We start from the raw sequence: 16,688 nt of genomic DNA, 5'->3' as shown, positions 1-16,688 counted from the left end.
GGCAGACGCAGAACAGACGGCCGCCGGGGCGGCCGTCTGCCGAAGTGGATCGTCGATGTCCCTGTGGATGGACGAATGACGAAGTCCTGTCACATCAGGACATTCACTTCATGATCTTCAGGACCGCGAGCGCCGTGCCGGCGCCCGCGAAGAACCCCTTGACGAAATAGGCAGCGACAAGGGGAACCGCGCCACCGGAGACCTGATCCAGGTCGTCCAGTTCGACGATCTGCACAGAATTATTCTGCGGAACCATGACACATCTCCCGTTTCAGTTCATGATCAGAAGGGTCAGCAGCGCGACCAGAGCGCCGGAGACCACACCGTAGACGAAGAACTTCGCAGGAAGTTCTTCATCGTTCCGTTCCGTGATCATGGCTTCACTTGATGAGATAGTAGACGCCGACCACCAGAGCCGCCCCCAGGACGGCGCCGGACCCGAAGGCCGCGATCAGCACGAGGGGCTTGGGGCCGCCGCTCACATGATCGAGGTCGTCGAACGAGAGTTCGGTCATGACGGCCCCCTCACCGAAAGCGGCCGCATCAGAGCAGATCAACGCAGAAGACATGAAACCTCCAGGTTCTGGTTGCCGCATACCACGCCCCAGGCGCCCGACATCCCGGGTGTGCGTCCGGATCGTGAGCCCATCGTCGGCTTGTTAATGGGCAAATGAATATGATTCCGGACAAATCCTCCTGACCACCAGCGCAGACGAATGAATCACGTCCAGTTACAAGCGGATCGCCATTTCATGGGCACATGGAATTCACACAGCGCCACCAGCATGTCCAGCACGCGACTTCCCAGCGACAGGCGATCAGACTGACCCGAAATCCAAATCTGCATGCTCTGTGGCAGATATTCATTTTGGATGGCACTCTTTTATCCTGGATAGATCAGGCTCTGGCCGTTGCAGACCTTATCCCTCGTCGCACCACAAGCCGGTCGTCTTCAGAAAGCGCTCAATCGTCTTCAGGTAATATACCGGCAGCAGGCAGCTTGTCAGGATGACCGCCTGCGCTGTGTTTGTGTTCTCAAGTTTTCCGCTGAGCCAGAGCGCTATGAATATTCCCGACGCGGAGTGAATGACGATAAGCAGGGGCAGCAGGGTTCCCCCCAACAGATTCAGACCCGGAACACTCTCCCGTCCACGCCCGTCATAGACACAGCTCCCGCCGCCGAGAAGGGGAAAGACCATATGTGTCGGGGATTGCGCACGAGCGACAGAGAGCGAGTGCAGGTAGATCAATGGAGTAAAAACGCTCGAAAAAAAGCAGATGCCGATTACATATTCCTTCATAGGGTCGTAGAGTAAGCTCAACAGAAACAGGGCAATGCATGAAAAATGGAATATGTATGTAATTTTTAATTTGAAATTCCCCCCAAGGGCGTTCGCAAGCCATAAAAAAACAGCAAAAGCGTGGTTTTGACGCCCATATTTCCGATTAACTTCTGATATGTATTGTTTGAAGCTCAAGAATGGAACCAGACTTCCCCCGATCAGCATCCCTCCGATGATGGACGTCGATGGATTGGCCGAGTTCACTGTGGCAAGCAGAATAGCAATGCCGAGCAAGGCCGGTAAAAAGGCAATCAATACCGCAATTTCCTGCGAGATAAATACTCTACCCATATTTAGCTCACTATCTGAGAGTCACCGGAGGATCTGAACACGCCCTTCCGATAGGATTTAATGATTGTGGAATCGGAACCGGCCCCGACAAACACTCCTGCACACGATGACTCCTCCACCACGCAACCTATATTGCCCCCACAGATCCGGCGCCTTTCCCTGAGCGACATAAATCCTGAGGCTTTTATCGCAGGAAATATCGACCTTACGGAATTTCGGATCGATCGCAATACCCAATATGGGTGGCATCAACGCCGGTTCTGGACGATTTTAATTGCATGCAACCGCGGGGCGGAAAGGACCCGGTCAGTTCGTCGGGCCGCCGTAGAGCGCCTGGAGCACCAGGAGCTTGACCATCGTCACCGCGCCATCCGGCGTCCACCGCGCTTGGCCGGGTCGTGGATGGTAACCCGGTCGCCCGTCACCGCCGCCAGCACGACGAAATGGTTCATGTCCCAGTGCAGGATGGCCGGCAGCTTGAGATCCTTGAGGTGCGCCAGCCCCAGCCTCTGCCCCATCAGGGCGATGGTCTTCATCGTTGTGCCCTTGAGCGACACGGAGAAGCGCCGCCGCAGGGCGGATAGGTCGGTCACGTGGCCATGATGGCCCAGAACCATGGCCAGGCAGGCCAGCCCGCATTCTGAGAGTCTGTTTGAAAAGGCTTGAAGCTGGTTTGGCGGCGTGATTCAAGCTCGGGATGTGGACCCGAGCGAACCGTGGCCGGATGGCCGAGATCGAGAAGAAGACGAAACGCTACCCGACGGACCTGACCGATGAGGAATGGTCGCGGATCGCACCGCTTCTGCCGCCACCGGGCAAGACCGGTCGGAAGCGGGATGTGGACCTGCGCGAGATCCTGAACGCGATCCGCTACATGGCCCGCTCCGGCGGGGGTTGGCGGATGCTGCCGAAGGATTTCCCGCCCTGGCAGACGGTCTACTGGTGGTTCCGCGTGTTCGTGCGCCGCCTGCTGTTCCGCACCATCCACGATGTGGCCCTGATGATCGACCGGGAGCGCGCTGGTCGGGAGGCAACCCCCACCGCCGGGGTCATCGACAGCCAGTCGGTCAAGGCCCCTGCGGCGGCGGCGCGTGGCTTTGATGCGGGCAAGAAGGTGAACGGCCGCAAGCGTCACATCGCGGTAGATACGGACGGGCGGTTGCTCATGGTGAACCTGACCACCGCCGACATCTCCGACAGCGCGGGCGCGCAGCTCATCCTGGACGCCATCCGCAAGCGCTGGCCCTGGGTGAAGCACCTGTTCGCCGATGGCGCCTATGACCGGGGCAAGCTGATGGACAAGGCCCGCTTCCTCGACTTCGTCGTCGAGGTCGTCCGCCGAACCGATCACGAGCCCGGCTTCAAGGTCCTGCCCCGCCGCTGGGTCGTCGAACGCACCTTCGGCTGGATGCTCCGCTGGCGACGCCTGGTCCGCGACTGTGAAAAGCGGATCGACGTCTCCGAGGCCATGATCCACCTCGCCATGGGTTCGCTCCTCCTACGCCGCATCAGCCACAGGTAGGGTTTCCAAACGGACTCTGAATGCCTCAGATTAGCGTACTATATTCATCTTTCGCGATCAATATTCAATTAGGATTATTATTCATATCATTCGTAATTCCTAAACACGAAACGCCTTTGTAGATTTATGGCTTCAGAAAAGATGCCAGGGCCTGGTGGCCCTGGCATCTACCACCATAAAACTCATAAAATGACGCTATTCCAAAAACCATTTAGGAAAGCAATGCCGCGGCCCAGGAATATCGTCCTCGCTTGTTGTATTTGGCGTGCTTTCATTACTCGTTCCACCGAAAACCAAATCGAGATCTTCGAAATCAATATTTTTCACAGCACACCTCCTGGTTTGAAAAGCCAAAGCCCAAATGGGCAAAATAATGGATTTGATCTATATAAATTTATTTTGCGCAAACCACTCAAAATCTTAAGGAAAAATCATTTAAAATAATTGATTAATTCTGAAATTATTTTGCTCATATCATTTTCTCACCTAGTTCAGTAGATATTAGAGTCCGTTTGAAAACTGGAATATGGCCCAGCATATAGTGCGACGTTCAACGTACGATATGCTACTTATGGTGATCTAGGGACGTTCTCAAACAGGCTCTGAGGCCATCGACATCAAGGGCGATGCATTATGATGCGACAACCATGGCCTTAAAAATAAACGCGGTCAATCCAGACATTATAAAGATGCCGGCATCTTCAATCGTATATTCATCTCTTTCAAGTGCTTTGTCTTTGGGACCAATTATATTGATTGCCTCGCGCCACCTGTCAGGAAACACAATCAACGAAAATGGCAGGAGAGAAAAAATTATGATAAAGGCGGAAAAATAGACACCAGGACCCAGTGGCTCGGCAGCGAAAAATCTACCGCTGATGTATACTATGAAGCACACAGGAAACGAAACCATCAGTGCATGGATCGTTATCTTCCAAGCTTTCTCATAGAAATTTTCTTTAGTCATTTGCTTTCTCATTCAGAAAGCAGGTTCCATTGCACCATGAAGCGCAATGGCATCTCAGTTATCATGAATCCATCAAGAACATTGCGACCTCATAAAGACCCCACCCGACGCCGACGGCAGCACCGACAGCACCACCGAAGGCAGCGCCCACGACCGCGCGTCCGGCTGCACGGCCAGCAGCCTTGGCGAACTCTCGCTTGAACAGAGACCAGTTATCTGATCCACCATGGACAACGCACATGTCATCCAGTGTTAGTTCGACTATATCCATGTTCGGCATGACAGATGAACCATGGTAAGAAACCATTGTAGTCATGCTCGTTCTCCTCAGCTAAATAATACGATAAGCGGATTGGGTCCACACCCCGATCCACTATGTCCCTACCAGCCCTGCGCTGTTGGTGGTTCCTTCTCCAGAGGTGGAGTAAAAGGAACAAACGAATCCATCTGTCTTCAAATCCCCCTCGGCCCGATCCTCACATCCGCCCCCGTGCGCTCATCAGCGGCTCCAGCAGCCATTCCAGCAGGCTGCGTTCCTCCAGGATGATGTCCGCCGTCACGGTCATGTCCGCTTGCAGGGGGACCTGCCTGCCGAAGGCGTCCACCGTCGCCCGGTCCAGGGTCACGGCGATGCGGTAGACGGGTTCCTGGGCCCGCACCGGCCCGATGATCTCGTCCGGGGCCAGCACGGTTTCCGAGACGTCCGCCACCACCCCGCCATAGGCACCGAAGCGCTGGAACGGGAAGGCGTCGTACATCAGCCGCACCCGCTGGCCGGTATCCACGAAGCCGATGGCGCGGGAGGGAACGAACAGCTCCGCCTGCAACGCTGCCGCCTCGGGCACCAGGGTCAGCACGGGCTTCTGCGGGTCCACCCGCTGACCGGGTGCCGCCTGAAGTGCCGTCACCCGGCCCGCCGCCGGTGCGCGGATCACCTGGGCGCCCTGGGCCGCCACCTCCGCCTCGCGCTGGCGCAGATCGGCCAGCGAGGAGCGCAGCCGGGCCAGACGGTCGGCCGTTTCGGCGGGGAGCTGGTCGCGCTGGACCCGGGTCTGCGCGATCTCCGCCTTCGTGGCCGTGATCTGCTGGTCGAGGACGGCGAGGTTCTGGCGCTGGCTGAGCCACGCCTCCTCCCGCGCCCGGTACTCGGCCTCCGAGACGTAGCCCTTGGTCCTCAGGTCGGACAGCGCCTTCAGGCGCTCTCCCGTCACCGCCGCGCGCTCGACCTGCAACCGGCGCTGCTCGGCAAGCGCCACCAGTTCCGCCTCCAGACCGGTGATCCGCGCGGCGACACGCTCGGCCTCCGCGGCACTGCGCGCTTCCTCCGCGGCGATCTGCTCGGCGAGGAACTCGGCCTGCTGCGCCAGCGACCGGCGCAGCGCGGCGTCCAGCGTGCTCCCGTCCTCAAGGGCATGCCGCGTGTCCAGGACGAACAGGGCGTCACCGGCGGCGACCCGGTCGCCGTTGGCGACCATGACCGATGCGAGCGTCCCGGCGCGCACGGGCGCCACCCGCAGCGCCCCGGAGGCCGGAGCGAGAAAGCCCGTGACCGTCTCCTTCCGCGCATAACCGGCCGTCGCGGCGAAGGCGAGGGCAAGGCCGACCGATCCCGCCAGGAACGCCGTCAGAACCGGCCAGGCGACAGGCGTCAATCCCAGCGGCAGGCTGGTGCGCTGACCTGCGAGGGCGGGAATTCGACGGAATTCTATCGCCACGATGCCCTTCCCGACGCTGCCGATCCTCTGCTCGATGCCTGCCGCGCGACAGAACCCTTGAGGGTCATGCCGCCCGCAACATCAACCTTACGAAATTGCGGATCGATCGCAATACCTAATAAGGGTGGCATCGACACCGGCTTGGGGCGATTTTAATTGTATGCAGCCGTTGACGCGGACCGGGTATCCGCAGCAGCCTGGGGTGGAAACACGAGGGACCGGCAGCGGCGGGCGGGCAGCGGCAGGCGGCAGCGATGGAATGGCTGCGGACCAGCACCGGGGAGAGGCGTCTTCAGGGAGAGGGGGAACGGCGCAAGCGTCGTCAGGCGGCCGTATCGCAACCGCGGCAAGGGCGGCCGGGGAGCGCTGATCGGGAGGACTGTGCGGGCGGTGCGGCCCGGCGCAGGGGGAGGGTCTTGAGGAAGTGGCGCGAGTGACGGGACTTGAACCCGCGGCCTCCGGCGTGACAGGCCGGCGCTCTAACCAACTGAGCTACACCCGCGTACTTCACTTCATCCGACCGGAAAGACTGGCGCGCCCGGGAAGATTCGAACTCCCAACCCTCAGATCCGTAGTCTGATGCTCTATCCAGTTGAGCTACGGGCGCGCGGTCTTCGCAGTCTTTCGTCCCGGCCGCCGGAAGGTACCGGCCGCCGAGGCCGCTGCTTCTAGCGGATCGATCCGGACCCTGCAAGCGCTTTTTTTCACCCCCGTCATTTCCTGGCGCTGGCCCGCCCGTCGCGGCCCGCGTTGAACCGCACCGGCCGGTTGGGCTATCACTCCCCGCGTTTCCTCCATTCCGGTGCCCCGATGTCCGACCAGATCGCCGATCCCGCCAAGAACTTCCCCGTCACCTGGGAGGAGCTGCACCGCAACGCCAAGGCCCTGTCCTGGCGGCTGAGCGACCGCGGCCCCTGGAACGGCATCATCGCCATCACCCGCGGCGGGCTGGTCCCCGCGGCCATCGTGGCGCGGGAGCTGAACATCCGCATCGTCGAGACCGTCTCGGTGAAGTCCTACGAGCACCAGTCGCAGGGCGAGGTGCGGGTGCTGAAGTCGCCCGACGCCGTGCCGGACGAGGGGGCGGGCTGGCTGCTGATCGACGACCTGGTGGATACCGGCAAGACCGCCACCGTGGTGCGCAAGCTGCTGCCCAAGGCGCATTTCGCCACCATCTACGCCAAGCCCGCCGGCCGGCCGCTGGTGGACACCTTCATCACCGAGGTCAGCCAGGACACCTGGATCCACTTCCCCTGGGACCTGAACCCCGTCAGCTTCATGCAGATCCCGCGCTGAGGCCGCCCCGCAGCGCCGGCCAGGGCGCCAGCGGTTCCGCCGCCCAGACGCCGCGCAGCACCGCCCGCGCCATGGTGTCGGCGGCCAGCGCGCCCAGCGCGTAGAGCGCCGCCGCCCGCGGTTCCGGCAGCGGCCGGTCCCCGGCGGAGAGCGCGAACACCGTGTCGCCGTCGAACGGCGTGTGCGCCGGGCGGATGGCGCGGGCATAGCCGTCCTGCGCCATGATCGCCAGCCGCAGCGCCTCCCCCCGGGTCAGCGCGGCGTCGGTGGCGACCACGCCGATCACCGTATTGGCGCCGGCGGAGGCGGGCATTCCCGAGTGCGGCCAGAGGTCCGCCGCCAGCCCGGCGGCATCCGGCAGAACGACGGGCGGCGGCACGGCCACCCCGTCCTCGGGCAGCAGCAGCGGTCCGGCCCAGAGGCCCCCGCCGGGCATGGTGACCGAGCCCGCGGGATTGACCGCGACCAGCGCGCCGACGGTGATCCCCGTCTCCCCCAGCAGGGCCGAGGCGCTGCCCAGCCCGCCCTTCAGCCGCCCGGCCTTGGCGCCCAGCCCCGCCCCCGCATTGCCCAGGGAGAAGTCCGGCCCGGCGGCGGCACAGGCGGCCATGCCCAGATCGCGGTAGGGCGGCGGCACGGACCCCTCCAGCCAGGGCCTGTCCCCCTCCGTCGCCAGATCGAACAGGATGGCGGCCGGCACGATCGGCACCCGCGCCGGCCCGGCGGGATAGCCGCGGCCCTGCCGCAGCAGCGCCTGCATGACGCCGGAGGCCGCGTCCAGCCCGAAGGCCGAGCCGCCGGACAGCACCAGCGCGTCCACCCGCTCCACCAGGTTGGCGGGGTGCATCAGGTCCGTCTCGCGCGTGCCGGGGGCGCCGCCGCGCACATCCACCGCGGCCAGGGCGGGGCGGTCGCAGAGCAGCACCGTGGTGCCGCTGCGCCCCGCCCGGTCCTCGGCATTGCCGACGGCAAGGCCCGCCACGTCGGTGATCAGGTTGCGCGGGCCGGGACGCAGGCGCCCGGTCCCCGCGTCGGCGCGCGCCCCCGTCATTGCCCCGGCTTGCGGCGGAGGGTGTCGCGCAGCCGCGGCGCCTGCCGCAGGCTCTCGCGGAAGACGGAGCGGTCGCTCGGGTCCTGCGCCGCCGGGCTGTCGAAGGATTCCTCCGCCCGCGGCGGCGGCGGGGGCGGCGCCTCGAACTCGGCGCGCAGGCGCTCGTATTCCTGCCGGTGGTATTCGTCCACCATCATCATGTCCGGCGTGGTCCGCCGCGGCGCGATGATGATGATCTCCTCCTCCGGGTTCACCTCGGGGGGTTTCGGCGGCTCCGGTTCGGGCGCCAGGGTGGGGCGCGGCCCCTCCTCCGGCGGCAGCAGGGGATTGCGCGGCCGGGGCTGGGCCTGGGCCGCGGCGGCGGCCGGGTCCGCCTGCGCCAGCGCCGCTTCCCCCGGCCACAGGGCGACGAGGCCGAGCGCCAGGGCCGCCATCAGGAGGGGGGCGGCAAGCGGCGCGGCGGGGGCCGGAACGACGGCCGGGGCGGGCTGCCGCGTCGGGACGGGGAACGCTCCCGGCCGGGATGCTGTCATTCGCCTGCCCCCCTCAGTCCCTGCCGCCCAGCAGCGGGCGCATGCGCTTGCTGGCGGGATTGCGGATCTTCTGCGCCCCGTGGACATGCACGGGCGGCCCGTCCGTCGGCCCGCCGGCGCGCACGGGGCGCTCGGCGAAACGGCCCAGGCTGATCATACGGTCATACATCACGACGGCGGCCGCGACGGAGACGTTGACGCAGAACTTTGTCGGAATCCGGACGATGTGGTCGCAGCGCGCGACCATGGCGGGCGACAGGCTGCCGCGCTCGGGCCCCAGCACATAGGCGGCACGCAGCGGGTGGCGGAAGCTGGGCAGCACGACGGCATCGTCCGTCAGCTCCACACCGACGAGCTGGCAGCCCTCCGGCAGGGCCATGTCCGCGACCTTGTCCCAGACGTAGAGGGGGACATGCTCGTCGCCGCCGGAGGTGTCGGTGCGGCGCACCTCCGCCATGTCCAGGGCGGCGTTCACCGTGAAGACGAAGCTGGCCCCGAAGGCATGGCCCGTCCGCAGGATGGTGCCGACATTGCCCGACTTGCTGATCCCCTCGGCGCCGAGGGCGAAGTACCCACGCATGATGTCCTTTCCCAGTCCCGGGCAGCTTGCACGAGCCCGGCCGGCGCGGCAAGGTGTGCGCCCCGGGCCTGCCTACCGGAAAGGCACCCGACGACGCAACGAGACCGGGCCGCGACCGGCCCGCCGGTGACCCCATGTCCCACGACCGAAACGACGTTCCCCCGGGCGGCTCCTGCCGGGGCCACGGCCATCACCATCACCACTCGCACGGCGACGACCACTCGCACGGCGACGACCACTCGCACGGCCACGACCACCCGCACGGCCAGGGCGGCTGCGGCGCCGGGGGTGGCTGCGGCTGCGCCGCGACCCCGGAGGCGGGCGCCGCCGATGCGCGCGTGACCCTGCCCGACGCCGCCGCCAACCCGATCCTGATCGAGGTGACGCGCGGACCGCTGGCGGAGTCCGTCCACCGCGGCCGCGCCGTGGCCGTGGGAGCCGACGGTCATGTGGTGGCGTCCTGGGGCGACCACCGGTCGGTGGTCTATCCGCGCAGTTCCAACAAGGCATTGCAGGCGCTGCCGCTGATCGAGACGGGCGCCGCCGACGCCTTCGGGCTGGGCGACGCGGAACTGGCGCTGGCCTGCGCCTCCCACCGGGGCGAGCCGGTCCACACGGAGGCGGTGGCCGCCTGGCTGGCCCGCATCGGCCTGTCCGTGGACGATCTGGAATGCGGCGCGCACGCCCCCTACGACAGCCCCACCTGGGAGGCGATGCTGCGCCGGGGCGAGGGCTTCAGCGCCCTGCACAACAACTGCTCGGGCAAGCACACCGGCATGCTGACGACGGCGCTGCACCGGGGCGAGCCGACGCGTGGCTATGTCGGCTACCAGCATCCGGTGCAGCAGCGCATCCTGGGCGTGCTGGAGCAGATGACGGGTCTGGACCTCAGCCGCGCCCCCTGGGGCATCGACGGCTGCTCCATCCCCACCATCGGCGTGCCGCTCGACTCTCTGGCCTTCGCCATGGCGCGGCTGGCCGACCCGGTGGACCTGCCGGCCCGCCGGGCCGAGGCCGCCGCCCGACTGCTGCGCGCCTGGGGCGCGCGGCCGGACCTGGTGGGCGGCAGCGGCACCTTCGACACCGGCTTCATGCAGGCGACGGGCTCCCGCATCCTGGTCAAGTCGGGGGCGGAGGGCGTCTGCTGCGCCGTCGTGCCGGAGGCCGGCATCGGCATCGCCGTGAAGATCGACGACGGCACCGGCCGCGCCGCCGGCCCGGCCATGGCCGCGGTGCTGCGCCGGCTGGACCTGATCGACGAGGCGGACTGGGAGCGGGTGCAGGCCCTGGTCCGGCCGCCGGTCCTGAACCGCCGCGAGCTGGCGGTGGGGGAAGTGCGGGCGGCACCGGGCTTCTGAGCCCGGACCGCCGTTCCGGTCAGACAAACCCAGACAAACAAAGAAACAACGGGAGGAGACGGACGAGATGAAGGCAGTGGTGTGCAGGGCGTTCGGGCCGCCGGAGAGCCTGAGCCTGGAGGAGATGCCGGCGCCGGCGCTGGGCGCCGGGCAGGTGCGGATCGCCATCAAGGCGGCGGCGATCAACTTCGCCGACACCCTGATGATCCAGGGCAAGTACCAGGAGAAGCCGCCCTTCCCCTTCGTCGCCGGCTTCGAGTGCGCCGGGCTGGTGACGGAGGTGGGCGAGGGGGTCCGGCATCTGCGCCCCGGCATGCGGGTGATCGCCCTGTCGCAGCAGGGCGCCTTCTGCACCGAGACGGTGGCGGACGCCGCCGGCGTCATCCCCCTGCCGGAGGAGATGAGCTTCGCCGAGGGCGCCGCCTTCCCGGTGGCCTACGGCACCTCCCACATCGGGCTGGTGGACCGCGGCCAGCTCAAGGCCGGGGAGACCCTGCTGGTGCTGGGCGCGGCCGGCGGCGTCGGGCTGACGGCGGTGGAGATCGGCAAGGCCCTGGGCGCGCGTGTCATCGCCGCCGCCTCCAGCCCGGAGAAGCTGGCCATCGCCCGCGCCCACGGCGCCGACGAGACGATCGACTATGCCGCCGAGGACCTGCGCACGCGGGTCAAGGAACTGGCGCCCAAGGGCGTGGACGTGGTCTACGACCCGGTCGGCGGCGACGCCTTCGACGCCGCCCTGCGCTGCATGGCCTGGGACGGCCGGATCGTCGTCGTCGGCTTCGCCTCGGGCCGCATCCCCACGGTGCCGGCCAACCTGCTGCTGGTGAAGCAGATCGCCGTCACCGGGCTGTACTGGGGGGCGCACATGCGCAACAACCCGCAGCGTCTGGCGTCCAGCCTGATGGAACTGCTGGGCCTCTACCGGGAGGGGAAGCTGAAGCCCCACGTCTCCCACGCGCTGCCGCTGGAGGACCACGCCCGCGCCTTCCGCCTGCTGATGGAGCGGCAGGCGACCGGCAAGGTGGTGCTGACGAACGACTGATGGCGAACGACCGGGGCCGGCCCGCAAGCGCGGCCAGGAAGACCGGCACGGAAAGAGCCGGCACGGAAAGAGAAGGCCGGCCGGAAAAGAAGACCGCCGCCGGGGAGACCCCGGCGGCGGCGGTGGGGGAGGTCACGGAGGCCTGGAGGACCGTCCCCCGAGGAAGTGCGGAACCGGTCCCGCGGACGGTCGGCAGGACCGCCCTTGCGGACAGCGTGCTCCGGAAAACCGCGTGTCACCGGACCGGGTCCCCGTCCCCCCCTCGGGCCGGGGACCCTGCCGGGATCAGTGGACCGCCTCGCCGTGCAGGGCGATGTCGAGACCGTCGCGCTCGGCCTCCTCGTCGACGCGCAGGCCGACGATCAGGCGGGTGATCAGCAGGATCACGGCGGTGCCGACGGCCGACCACAGGATGGTGGCGCCGATGCCCCAGATCTGCGTCCAGACCTGACCGAGATTGCCGTCGATGAGGCCGACCGCCGCGTCGCCGCCGATGGCCTGCCGGGCGAAGACACCGGTCAGGACGGCGCCGATGATGCCGCCCACACCATGCACGCCGAACACGTCCAGGCTGTCGTCATAGCCCAGCAGCTTCTTCAGGCCGGTGGAGGCGACGTAGCAGATCACGCCGGCGACAAGGCCGATGACCAGCGCACCGACCGGATCGACGAAGCCCGACGCCGGGGTGATGGCGACCAGACCGGCCACCGCGCCGGAGATGATGCCCAGAACGGAGGGCTTGCGCTTCACCGCCCATTCGGTGAGCAGCCAGGACAGCGCCGCCGCGGCCGCCGCCACCATGGTGACCGCCATGGCCATGCCCGCACGGCCGCCGGCGGCACCCGCGGACCCCGCGTTGAAGCCGAACCAGCCCACCCACAGCAGCGAGGCGCCGATCAGGGACAGCACCAGATTGTGCGGCTTCATGTCGACGGTGCCGTAGCCGCTGCGCTTGCCCAGGATGATGCAGGCGACCAGACCCGCGATGCCCGCATTGATGTGGACGACGGTGCCGCCGGCGAAGTCCAGCACGCCGTCACCGAACAGGAAGCCGTTCGGATGCCAGACCCAGTGCGCGATCGGCGCATAGACGATCAGCAGCCAGAGGGTCGAGAAGACCAGCAGGGCGGAGAACTTCATGCGATCGGCGAAGGCGCCGGTGATCAGCGCCGGGGTGATGATCGCAAAGGTCATCTGGAACATCATGAACACGGATTCGGGGATCGTGAAGGCCACCGGAGCCTCCGTCCCGTCGCCCAGCGTGAAGGGCGTGTTCATGACATCGACCAGATCCAGCAGGAACGCCTTGGACAGGTCACCGATGAAGGCGCTGCCGTTACCGAAGGCGAGGCTGTAGCCGATGATCATCCACAGCACCGCGGCCAGACAGCAGATGGCGAAGCTCTGCATGACCATGGCCAGCACGTTCGCCTTGCGGACCATGCCGCCGTAGAAGAGGGCGAGACCCGGAATCGTCATCAGCAGCACGAGCGCCGTGGAGGTCAGCATCCAGGCCGTGTCGCCGGTGTCGATGGTGGGCGTATCCTGGGCGAAGGCCGCGCCCGGAAGCAGGGCCACGCAGGCCGCTAGCAGGAATGAAGTCAGACGGTTCATGTGGCTCCCCATTCTAGTGGGCGCGGGACCCGATCGGCCGCCGCACGCGCCGGGGTTCCCTAATTCAAGGATCGTGCCGACACGGGAATCCGCGGATTCCCTGGACCCGCTCCCGGGCGATGCGTCATCGGGAAGCAGAAAGGGGGGTGTCCGGGCGGGGGGGAGTGCACAAGGATTAGGCAGGTCCCGAGGGCGGCGGAACCGCGGGATTCCTTCGGACCGGGCGTCGGATCGGCCCGGTCACCGCACCGCGATCCGCCTGGACGGGGTCACTGCACAAGGATTGGGCAGCGTTGCGCCCCCCGGTGCCGACCGCGGTGCGACGACACCCCCGCGCGGGCATGGCCGCGCCGGCCCGGATATGGCACCTTCGCGCCTGCAACGGCCGGCCGGTGCCGGACGCCATGAAACGGCAAAGGGGATACGATTGATGTTGCCCCAGGGGATCACCGACCCGCGGCTGGACCAGGAGCTGCGCCAGGCGCCGCGTCATGCGATCGCGCTGGTGCTGGCCGGCGGCCGCGGCAGCCGGCTGCGCCAGTTGACCGACCGGCGGGCCAAGCCGGCCGTCCATTTCGGCGGCAAGTTCCGCATCATCGACTTCGCCCTGTCCAACTGCATCAATTCGGGCTTCCGCCGGGTCTCGGTCCTGACCCAGTACAAGTCGCACAGCCTGCTGCGCCACCTGCAACGCGGCTGGAACTTCCTGCGCGGCGAGATCGGGGAGTTCATCGACCTGCTGCCGGCGCAGCAGCGCATCGACGACACGAGCTGGTACCAGGGCACGGCGGACGCCGTGTACCAGAACCTGGACATCCTGCGCGGCCACCGGGCCGAATGGGTGCTGATCCTGGCCGGCGACCATATCTACAAGATGGACTACGCGGCGATGCTGTCGTGGCACATCCTGAACGGCGCCGACTGCACGGTCGGCTGCATCGAGGTGCCGCGGGCCCAGGCGACCGGCTTCGGCGTCATGCATGTGGACGACCAGAACCGCGTCGTCGGCTTCCTGGAGAAGCCGGCCGATCCGCCGGGCATGCCGGGCCGCCCGGACATGGCCCTGTGCAGCATGGGCATCTACATCTTCAACGCCCAGTTCCTGTACGACCAGCTCGACCGCGACGCGCGCGACCCCGCCTCCTCCCGCGATTTCGGCAAGGACCTGATCCCCTGGCTGGTGCCGCGGGCCAAGGTGCTGGCGCACCATTTCTCGGACAGTTGCGTCTACAACCGCGCCCCCGGCTCGGAGCCCTACTGGCGCGATGTCGGCACGGTGGACGCCTACTGGGAGGCCAACCTGGACCTCTGCCACGTCTCCCCGTCGCTGGACCTCTACGACCGCAACTGGCCGATCTTCACCTATCAGGAGCAGTTGCCCCCGGCGAAGTTCGTCTTCGACGACGATGACCGGCGCGGCCATGCCGTGGACAGCATGGTGTCGGCCGGCTGCATCATCTCGGGCTCGACGGTGCGGCGGTCGATGCTGTTCAACAATGTGCGCGTCCATTCCTATGCGTCGCTGACGGACGCCGTTGTCCTGCCCGAGGTGGAGGTCGGCCGCAACGCCCGCCTGAACCGGGTGGTGGTGGACCGCGGCTGCCACATCCCCGAGGGGCTGGTGGTGGGCGAGGACCCGGAGGAGGATGCCCGCCGCTTCCACCGCACCGAGGGCGGTGTCGTGCTGATCACGCGCGACATGCTGGCGCGGCTCGCGGGGTAAGTGGGCGGCACCATGCGGGTTCTGTTCGTTGCGTCCGAGTGCTTCCCGTATGTGAAGACGGGCGGCCTTGCCGATGTCGTGGCCGCCCTGCCGGCGGCGTTGCGGGAACTGGGGATCGATGCGCGCCTGCTGCTGCCCGGCTATCCGCCGGTGCTGAAGGCGCTGGGGGAGGCACGGCCGTTGCGCGACCTGCCGCCCCTGCCGGGGGCCGGCGGCCAGGGCGGCCGCCTGCTGGCCGGCACGGCCCCGGCCGGCGGGACGGGATCGGCGGACGGGTCCCGCGCGCCAGGGGCGCTGGACCCGGCGGTGCCGCTCTATGCCCTGGACCTGCCCGTCTTCTTCGACCGCGCGGGCAATCCCTACAGCGGCCCGGACGGCCAGGACTGGCCCGACAACGCCCTGCGCTTCGCCAGCCTGTCCGCCGCCGCCGCCCGCATCGGGCTGGAGGGCGACGGCGAGGGCTGGCGGCCGGAGATCATCCATGCCCACGACTGGCAGACGGGGCTGGTTCCCGCCTATCTGCGCTTCGCCGCGGAACGGGCGGGGGCGGACCGGATGGTGGCGAAGCGGCCGGTCAGCGTCTTCACCATTCACAATCTGGCCTTCCAGGGTCTTGTCCCGCCCGCGCGGCTGGGCGACCTGGACCTGCCGCCGCACAGCTTCTCCATCCACGGGCTGGAGTTCCACGGGAAGATCGGCCTGCTGAAGGCCGGTCTCTACTATGCCGACAAGCTGACCACCGTCAGCCCGACCTACGCGCAGGAGATCCAGGGAACGGCCATGGGGTTCGGGCTGGACGGGCTGCTGCGGGCCCGCGCCCGCGACCTGTCCGGCATCCTGAACGGGGTCGATCTGCGGCTGTGGGACCCGGCGTCCGACCCGCTGATCCCGGCGCGCTACGACGCCACCCTGCTGGAGGCGCGGCAGGCGGCGAAGGCGGAGCTGCGGCATGCCTTCGGGCTGGGCACCCTGCCCGACGGCCCGCTGTTCGCCGTCGTCAGCCGGCTGACCCACCAGAAGGGCATCGACCTGGTGCTGGAGGCGCTGCCGCGCCTGCTGGCCCTGGGCGGCCAGCTCGCCATCCTGGGCACCGGCGACAAGGCGCTGGAGCAGGCGGCGGCGGCGGCCATGCACGACCATCCCGGCCGGGTCGGGCTGGTGCGCGCCTATGACGAGGCCCTGGCGCACCGGATCCAGGCCGGCGCCGACGTGCTGCTGGTGCCGTCGCGCTTCGAGCCCTGCGGCCTGACCCAGATGTACGCCCTGCGCTACGGGGCGCTGCCGCTGGTGTCGCGCGTCGGCGGGCTAGCGGACACGGTGACGGACGTGACGGAGGGCAGTCTGGCCGACGGCAGCGCCACCGGTTTCGTCTTCGAGCCCGTGGCCCTGACGCCCCTGATCCACGCGATGGAACGGGCGGTGGCCCTGTGGCGGCGGCCGGACCTGTGGCGGACGGTGCAGCACAACGCCATGGGGCGCGATGTCGGCTGGGCCGCATCGGCCCGGCACTATGCCGACCTGTACCGGCAGGCGGTCATGGACACGGCCCTGTCTCTCAAGTAATCTCCACCGCAAGCCGAAGAGAAACCAACTGAATTCTTCTGCTTCATCGGAATTTACACCGTTCGGGCTACCCCATAAGAATAGTTTCCC

17 protein-coding genes and 2 tRNA genes are annotated in these 16,688 nt (G+C 66.9%); 6 read left to right on the top strand and 13 right to left on the bottom strand.

Going from position 1 to position 16,688, the window contains the following annotated elements; genetic code table 11:
• Positions 1-103 precede the first annotated feature (103 nt).
• From ACFQPS_RS05585 to ACFQPS_RS05570, 4 genes are all read right to left on the bottom strand, one after another.
• Positions 104-256, bottom strand: coding sequence for a hypothetical protein (locus ACFQPS_RS05585; RefSeq protein ID WP_377357147.1), 153 nt, complete (start codon positions 254-256; stop codon positions 104-106).
• Between the two features lie 124 nt (positions 257-380).
• Positions 381-515, bottom strand: coding sequence for a class IIb bacteriocin, lactobin A/cerein 7B family (locus ACFQPS_RS05580; RefSeq protein ID WP_148213450.1), 135 nt, complete (start codon positions 513-515; stop codon positions 381-383).
• Positions 516-920: 405 nt separating this feature from the next.
• Positions 921-1,634 carry a hypothetical protein gene (locus ACFQPS_RS05575; protein WP_377357144.1) on the bottom strand — a complete coding sequence of 238 codons (714 nt, stop codon included), beginning with the start codon at positions 1,632-1,634 and terminating at the stop codon, positions 921-923.
• A 359-nt stretch (positions 1,635-1,993) separates the two neighbouring features.
• The gene (locus ACFQPS_RS05570; protein WP_377357345.1) at positions 1,994-2,320 is read right to left on the bottom strand and encodes a cysteine peptidase family C39 domain-containing protein; all 327 of its coding nucleotides are present in this window, start codon (positions 2,318-2,320) and stop codon (positions 1,994-1,996) included.
• Between the two features lie 11 nt (positions 2,321-2,331).
• Here ACFQPS_RS05570 and ACFQPS_RS05565 point away from each other — a divergent pair, with 11 nt between their 5' ends.
• On the top strand, positions 2,332-3,156 hold the full coding sequence (locus ACFQPS_RS05565) for an IS5 family transposase (protein ID WP_377357143.1): 825 nt from the start codon (positions 2,332-2,334) through the stop codon (positions 3,154-3,156).
• Between the two features lie 631 nt (positions 3,157-3,787).
• Here the strand turns inward: ACFQPS_RS05565 and ACFQPS_RS05560 are convergent.
• The 5 genes from ACFQPS_RS05560 to ACFQPS_RS05540 all read right to left on the bottom strand — a co-directional run bounded on the left by ACFQPS_RS05560 (position 3,788) and on the right by ACFQPS_RS05540 (position 6,445).
• The gene (locus ACFQPS_RS05560) at positions 3,788-4,123 is read right to left on the bottom strand and encodes a hypothetical protein (protein WP_377357140.1); all 336 of its coding nucleotides are present in this window, start codon (positions 4,121-4,123) and stop codon (positions 3,788-3,790) included.
• Between the two features lie 61 nt (positions 4,124-4,184).
• Entirely contained in the window at positions 4,185-4,439 is a 255-nt protein-coding gene (locus ACFQPS_RS05555; RefSeq protein ID WP_377357138.1) for a hypothetical protein, read from the bottom strand.
• A 160-nt stretch (positions 4,440-4,599) separates the two neighbouring features.
• Entirely contained in the window at positions 4,600-5,838 is a 1,239-nt protein-coding gene (locus ACFQPS_RS05550) for a beta-barrel domain-containing protein (RefSeq protein ID WP_377357136.1), read from the bottom strand.
• A gap of 425 nt (positions 5,839-6,263) precedes the next feature.
• A tRNA-Asp gene (locus ACFQPS_RS05545) sits at positions 6,264-6,340 on the bottom strand.
• A 28-nt stretch (positions 6,341-6,368) separates the two neighbouring features.
• Positions 6,369-6,445: transfer RNA gene (locus ACFQPS_RS05540), tRNA-Arg, on the bottom strand.
• 203 nt (positions 6,446-6,648) lie between these two features.
• On the opposite strand from ACFQPS_RS05540, the gene gpt reads away from it, so the two are divergent.
• The gene (gene gpt, locus ACFQPS_RS05535; protein WP_377357134.1) at positions 6,649-7,134 is read left to right on the top strand and encodes a xanthine phosphoribosyltransferase; all 486 of its coding nucleotides are present in this window, start codon (positions 6,649-6,651) and stop codon (positions 7,132-7,134) included.
• Here the strand turns inward: gpt and ACFQPS_RS05530 are convergent.
• From ACFQPS_RS05530 to ACFQPS_RS05520, 3 genes are read right to left on the bottom strand one after another with little or no spacing between them, the layout of a single operon-like run.
• Positions 7,115-8,185: a P1 family peptidase gene (locus ACFQPS_RS05530; RefSeq protein WP_377357132.1), complete on the bottom strand. Its 1,071-nt coding sequence runs from the start codon at positions 8,183-8,185 to the stop codon at positions 7,115-7,117. The genes gpt and ACFQPS_RS05530 overlap by 20 nt on opposite strands.
• Complete coding sequence (locus tag ACFQPS_RS05525; RefSeq protein ID WP_377357130.1) at positions 8,182-8,718, bottom strand: hypothetical protein; 537 nt, start codon at positions 8,716-8,718, stop codon at positions 8,182-8,184. Before ACFQPS_RS05525 ends, ACFQPS_RS05530 begins: the two co-directional genes overlap by 4 nt.
• A gap of 13 nt (positions 8,719-8,731) precedes the next feature.
• Entirely contained in the window at positions 8,732-9,298 is a 567-nt protein-coding gene (locus tag ACFQPS_RS05520) for a TrmH family RNA methyltransferase (RefSeq protein ID WP_377357128.1), read from the bottom strand.
• Positions 9,299-9,432: 134 nt separating this feature from the next.
• On the opposite strand from ACFQPS_RS05520, the gene ACFQPS_RS05515 reads away from it, so the two are divergent.
• Together ACFQPS_RS05515 and ACFQPS_RS05510 are read left to right on the top strand one after the other, a co-directional pair.
• Complete coding sequence (locus tag ACFQPS_RS05515; protein WP_377357127.1) at positions 9,433-10,656, top strand: asparaginase; 1,224 nt, start codon at positions 9,433-9,435, stop codon at positions 10,654-10,656.
• A 67-nt stretch (positions 10,657-10,723) separates the two neighbouring features.
• Positions 10,724-11,698: an NADPH:quinone oxidoreductase family protein gene (locus ACFQPS_RS05510; protein ID WP_377357125.1), complete on the top strand. Its 975-nt coding sequence runs from the start codon at positions 10,724-10,726 to the stop codon at positions 11,696-11,698.
• Positions 11,699-11,983: 285 nt separating this feature from the next.
• Here the strand turns inward: ACFQPS_RS05510 and ACFQPS_RS05505 are convergent, their stop codons facing one another.
• Positions 11,984-13,312, bottom strand: a complete 1,329-nt coding sequence (locus tag ACFQPS_RS05505; protein ID WP_377357123.1) for an ammonium transporter — start codon at positions 13,310-13,312, stop codon at positions 11,984-11,986.
• A gap of 430 nt (positions 13,313-13,742) precedes the next feature.
• On the opposite strand from ACFQPS_RS05505, the gene glgC reads away from it, so the two are divergent.
• On the top strand, positions 13,743-15,035 hold the full coding sequence (glgC, locus tag ACFQPS_RS05500; protein ID WP_377357122.1) for a glucose-1-phosphate adenylyltransferase: 1,293 nt from the start codon (positions 13,743-13,745) through the stop codon (positions 15,033-15,035).
• Between the two features lie 12 nt (positions 15,036-15,047).
• On the top strand, positions 15,048-16,598 hold the full coding sequence (glgA, locus tag ACFQPS_RS05495) for a glycogen synthase GlgA (RefSeq protein ID WP_377357120.1): 1,551 nt from the start codon (positions 15,048-15,050) through the stop codon (positions 16,596-16,598).
• Positions 16,599-16,688 lie beyond the last annotated feature (90 nt).

This window comes from Rhodocista pekingensis, from assembly GCF_042665545.1.
In the GTDB taxonomy this organism is placed as follows: Bacteria; Pseudomonadota; Alphaproteobacteria; order Azospirillales; family Azospirillaceae; genus Rhodocista; species Rhodocista pekingensis.
The sequence above is the reverse complement of the archived record's forward strand: the minus strand, read 5'-3'. Positions and strand labels throughout refer to the sequence as shown.

Bases quoted from the DNA above. Each gene is read 5' to 3' on its own strand.
- ACFQPS_RS05585 (WP_377357147.1), bottom strand. From the start codon at position 256: ATGGTTCCGCAGAATAATTCTGTGCAGATCGTCGAACTGGACGACCTG.
- ACFQPS_RS05580 (WP_148213450.1), bottom strand. From the start codon at position 515: ATGACCGAACTCTCGTTCGACGACCTCGATCATGTGAGCGGCGGCCCC.
- ACFQPS_RS05575 (WP_377357144.1), bottom strand. From the start codon at position 1,634: ATGGGTAGAGTATTTATCTCGCAGGAAATTGCGGTATTGATTGCCTTT.
- ACFQPS_RS05565 (WP_377357143.1), top strand. From the start codon at position 2,332: ATGTGGACCCGAGCGAACCGTGGCCGGATGGCCGAGATCGAGAAGAAG.
- ACFQPS_RS05560 (WP_377357140.1), bottom strand. From the start codon at position 4,123: ATGACTAAAGAAAATTTCTATGAGAAAGCTTGGAAGATAACGATCCAT.
- ACFQPS_RS05555 (WP_377357138.1), bottom strand. From the start codon at position 4,439: ATGACTACAATGGTTTCTTACCATGGTTCATCTGTCATGCCGAACATG.
- gpt (WP_377357134.1), top strand. From the start codon at position 6,649: ATGTCCGACCAGATCGCCGATCCCGCCAAGAACTTCCCCGTCACCTGG.
- ACFQPS_RS05530 (WP_377357132.1), bottom strand. From the start codon at position 8,185: ATGACGGGGGCGCGCGCCGACGCGGGGACCGGGCGCCTGCGTCCCGGC.
- ACFQPS_RS05525 (WP_377357130.1), bottom strand. From the start codon at position 8,718: ATGACAGCATCCCGGCCGGGAGCGTTCCCCGTCCCGACGCGGCAGCCC.
- ACFQPS_RS05520 (WP_377357128.1), bottom strand. From the start codon at position 9,298: ATGCGTGGGTACTTCGCCCTCGGCGCCGAGGGGATCAGCAAGTCGGGC.
- ACFQPS_RS05515 (WP_377357127.1), top strand. From the start codon at position 9,433: ATGTCCCACGACCGAAACGACGTTCCCCCGGGCGGCTCCTGCCGGGGC.
- ACFQPS_RS05510 (WP_377357125.1), top strand. From the start codon at position 10,724: ATGAAGGCAGTGGTGTGCAGGGCGTTCGGGCCGCCGGAGAGCCTGAGC.
- ACFQPS_RS05505 (WP_377357123.1), bottom strand. From the start codon at position 13,312: ATGAACCGTCTGACTTCATTCCTGCTAGCGGCCTGCGTGGCCCTGCTT.
- glgC (WP_377357122.1), top strand. From the start codon at position 13,743: ATGTTGCCCCAGGGGATCACCGACCCGCGGCTGGACCAGGAGCTGCGC.
- glgA (WP_377357120.1), top strand. From the start codon at position 15,048: ATGCGGGTTCTGTTCGTTGCGTCCGAGTGCTTCCCGTATGTGAAGACG.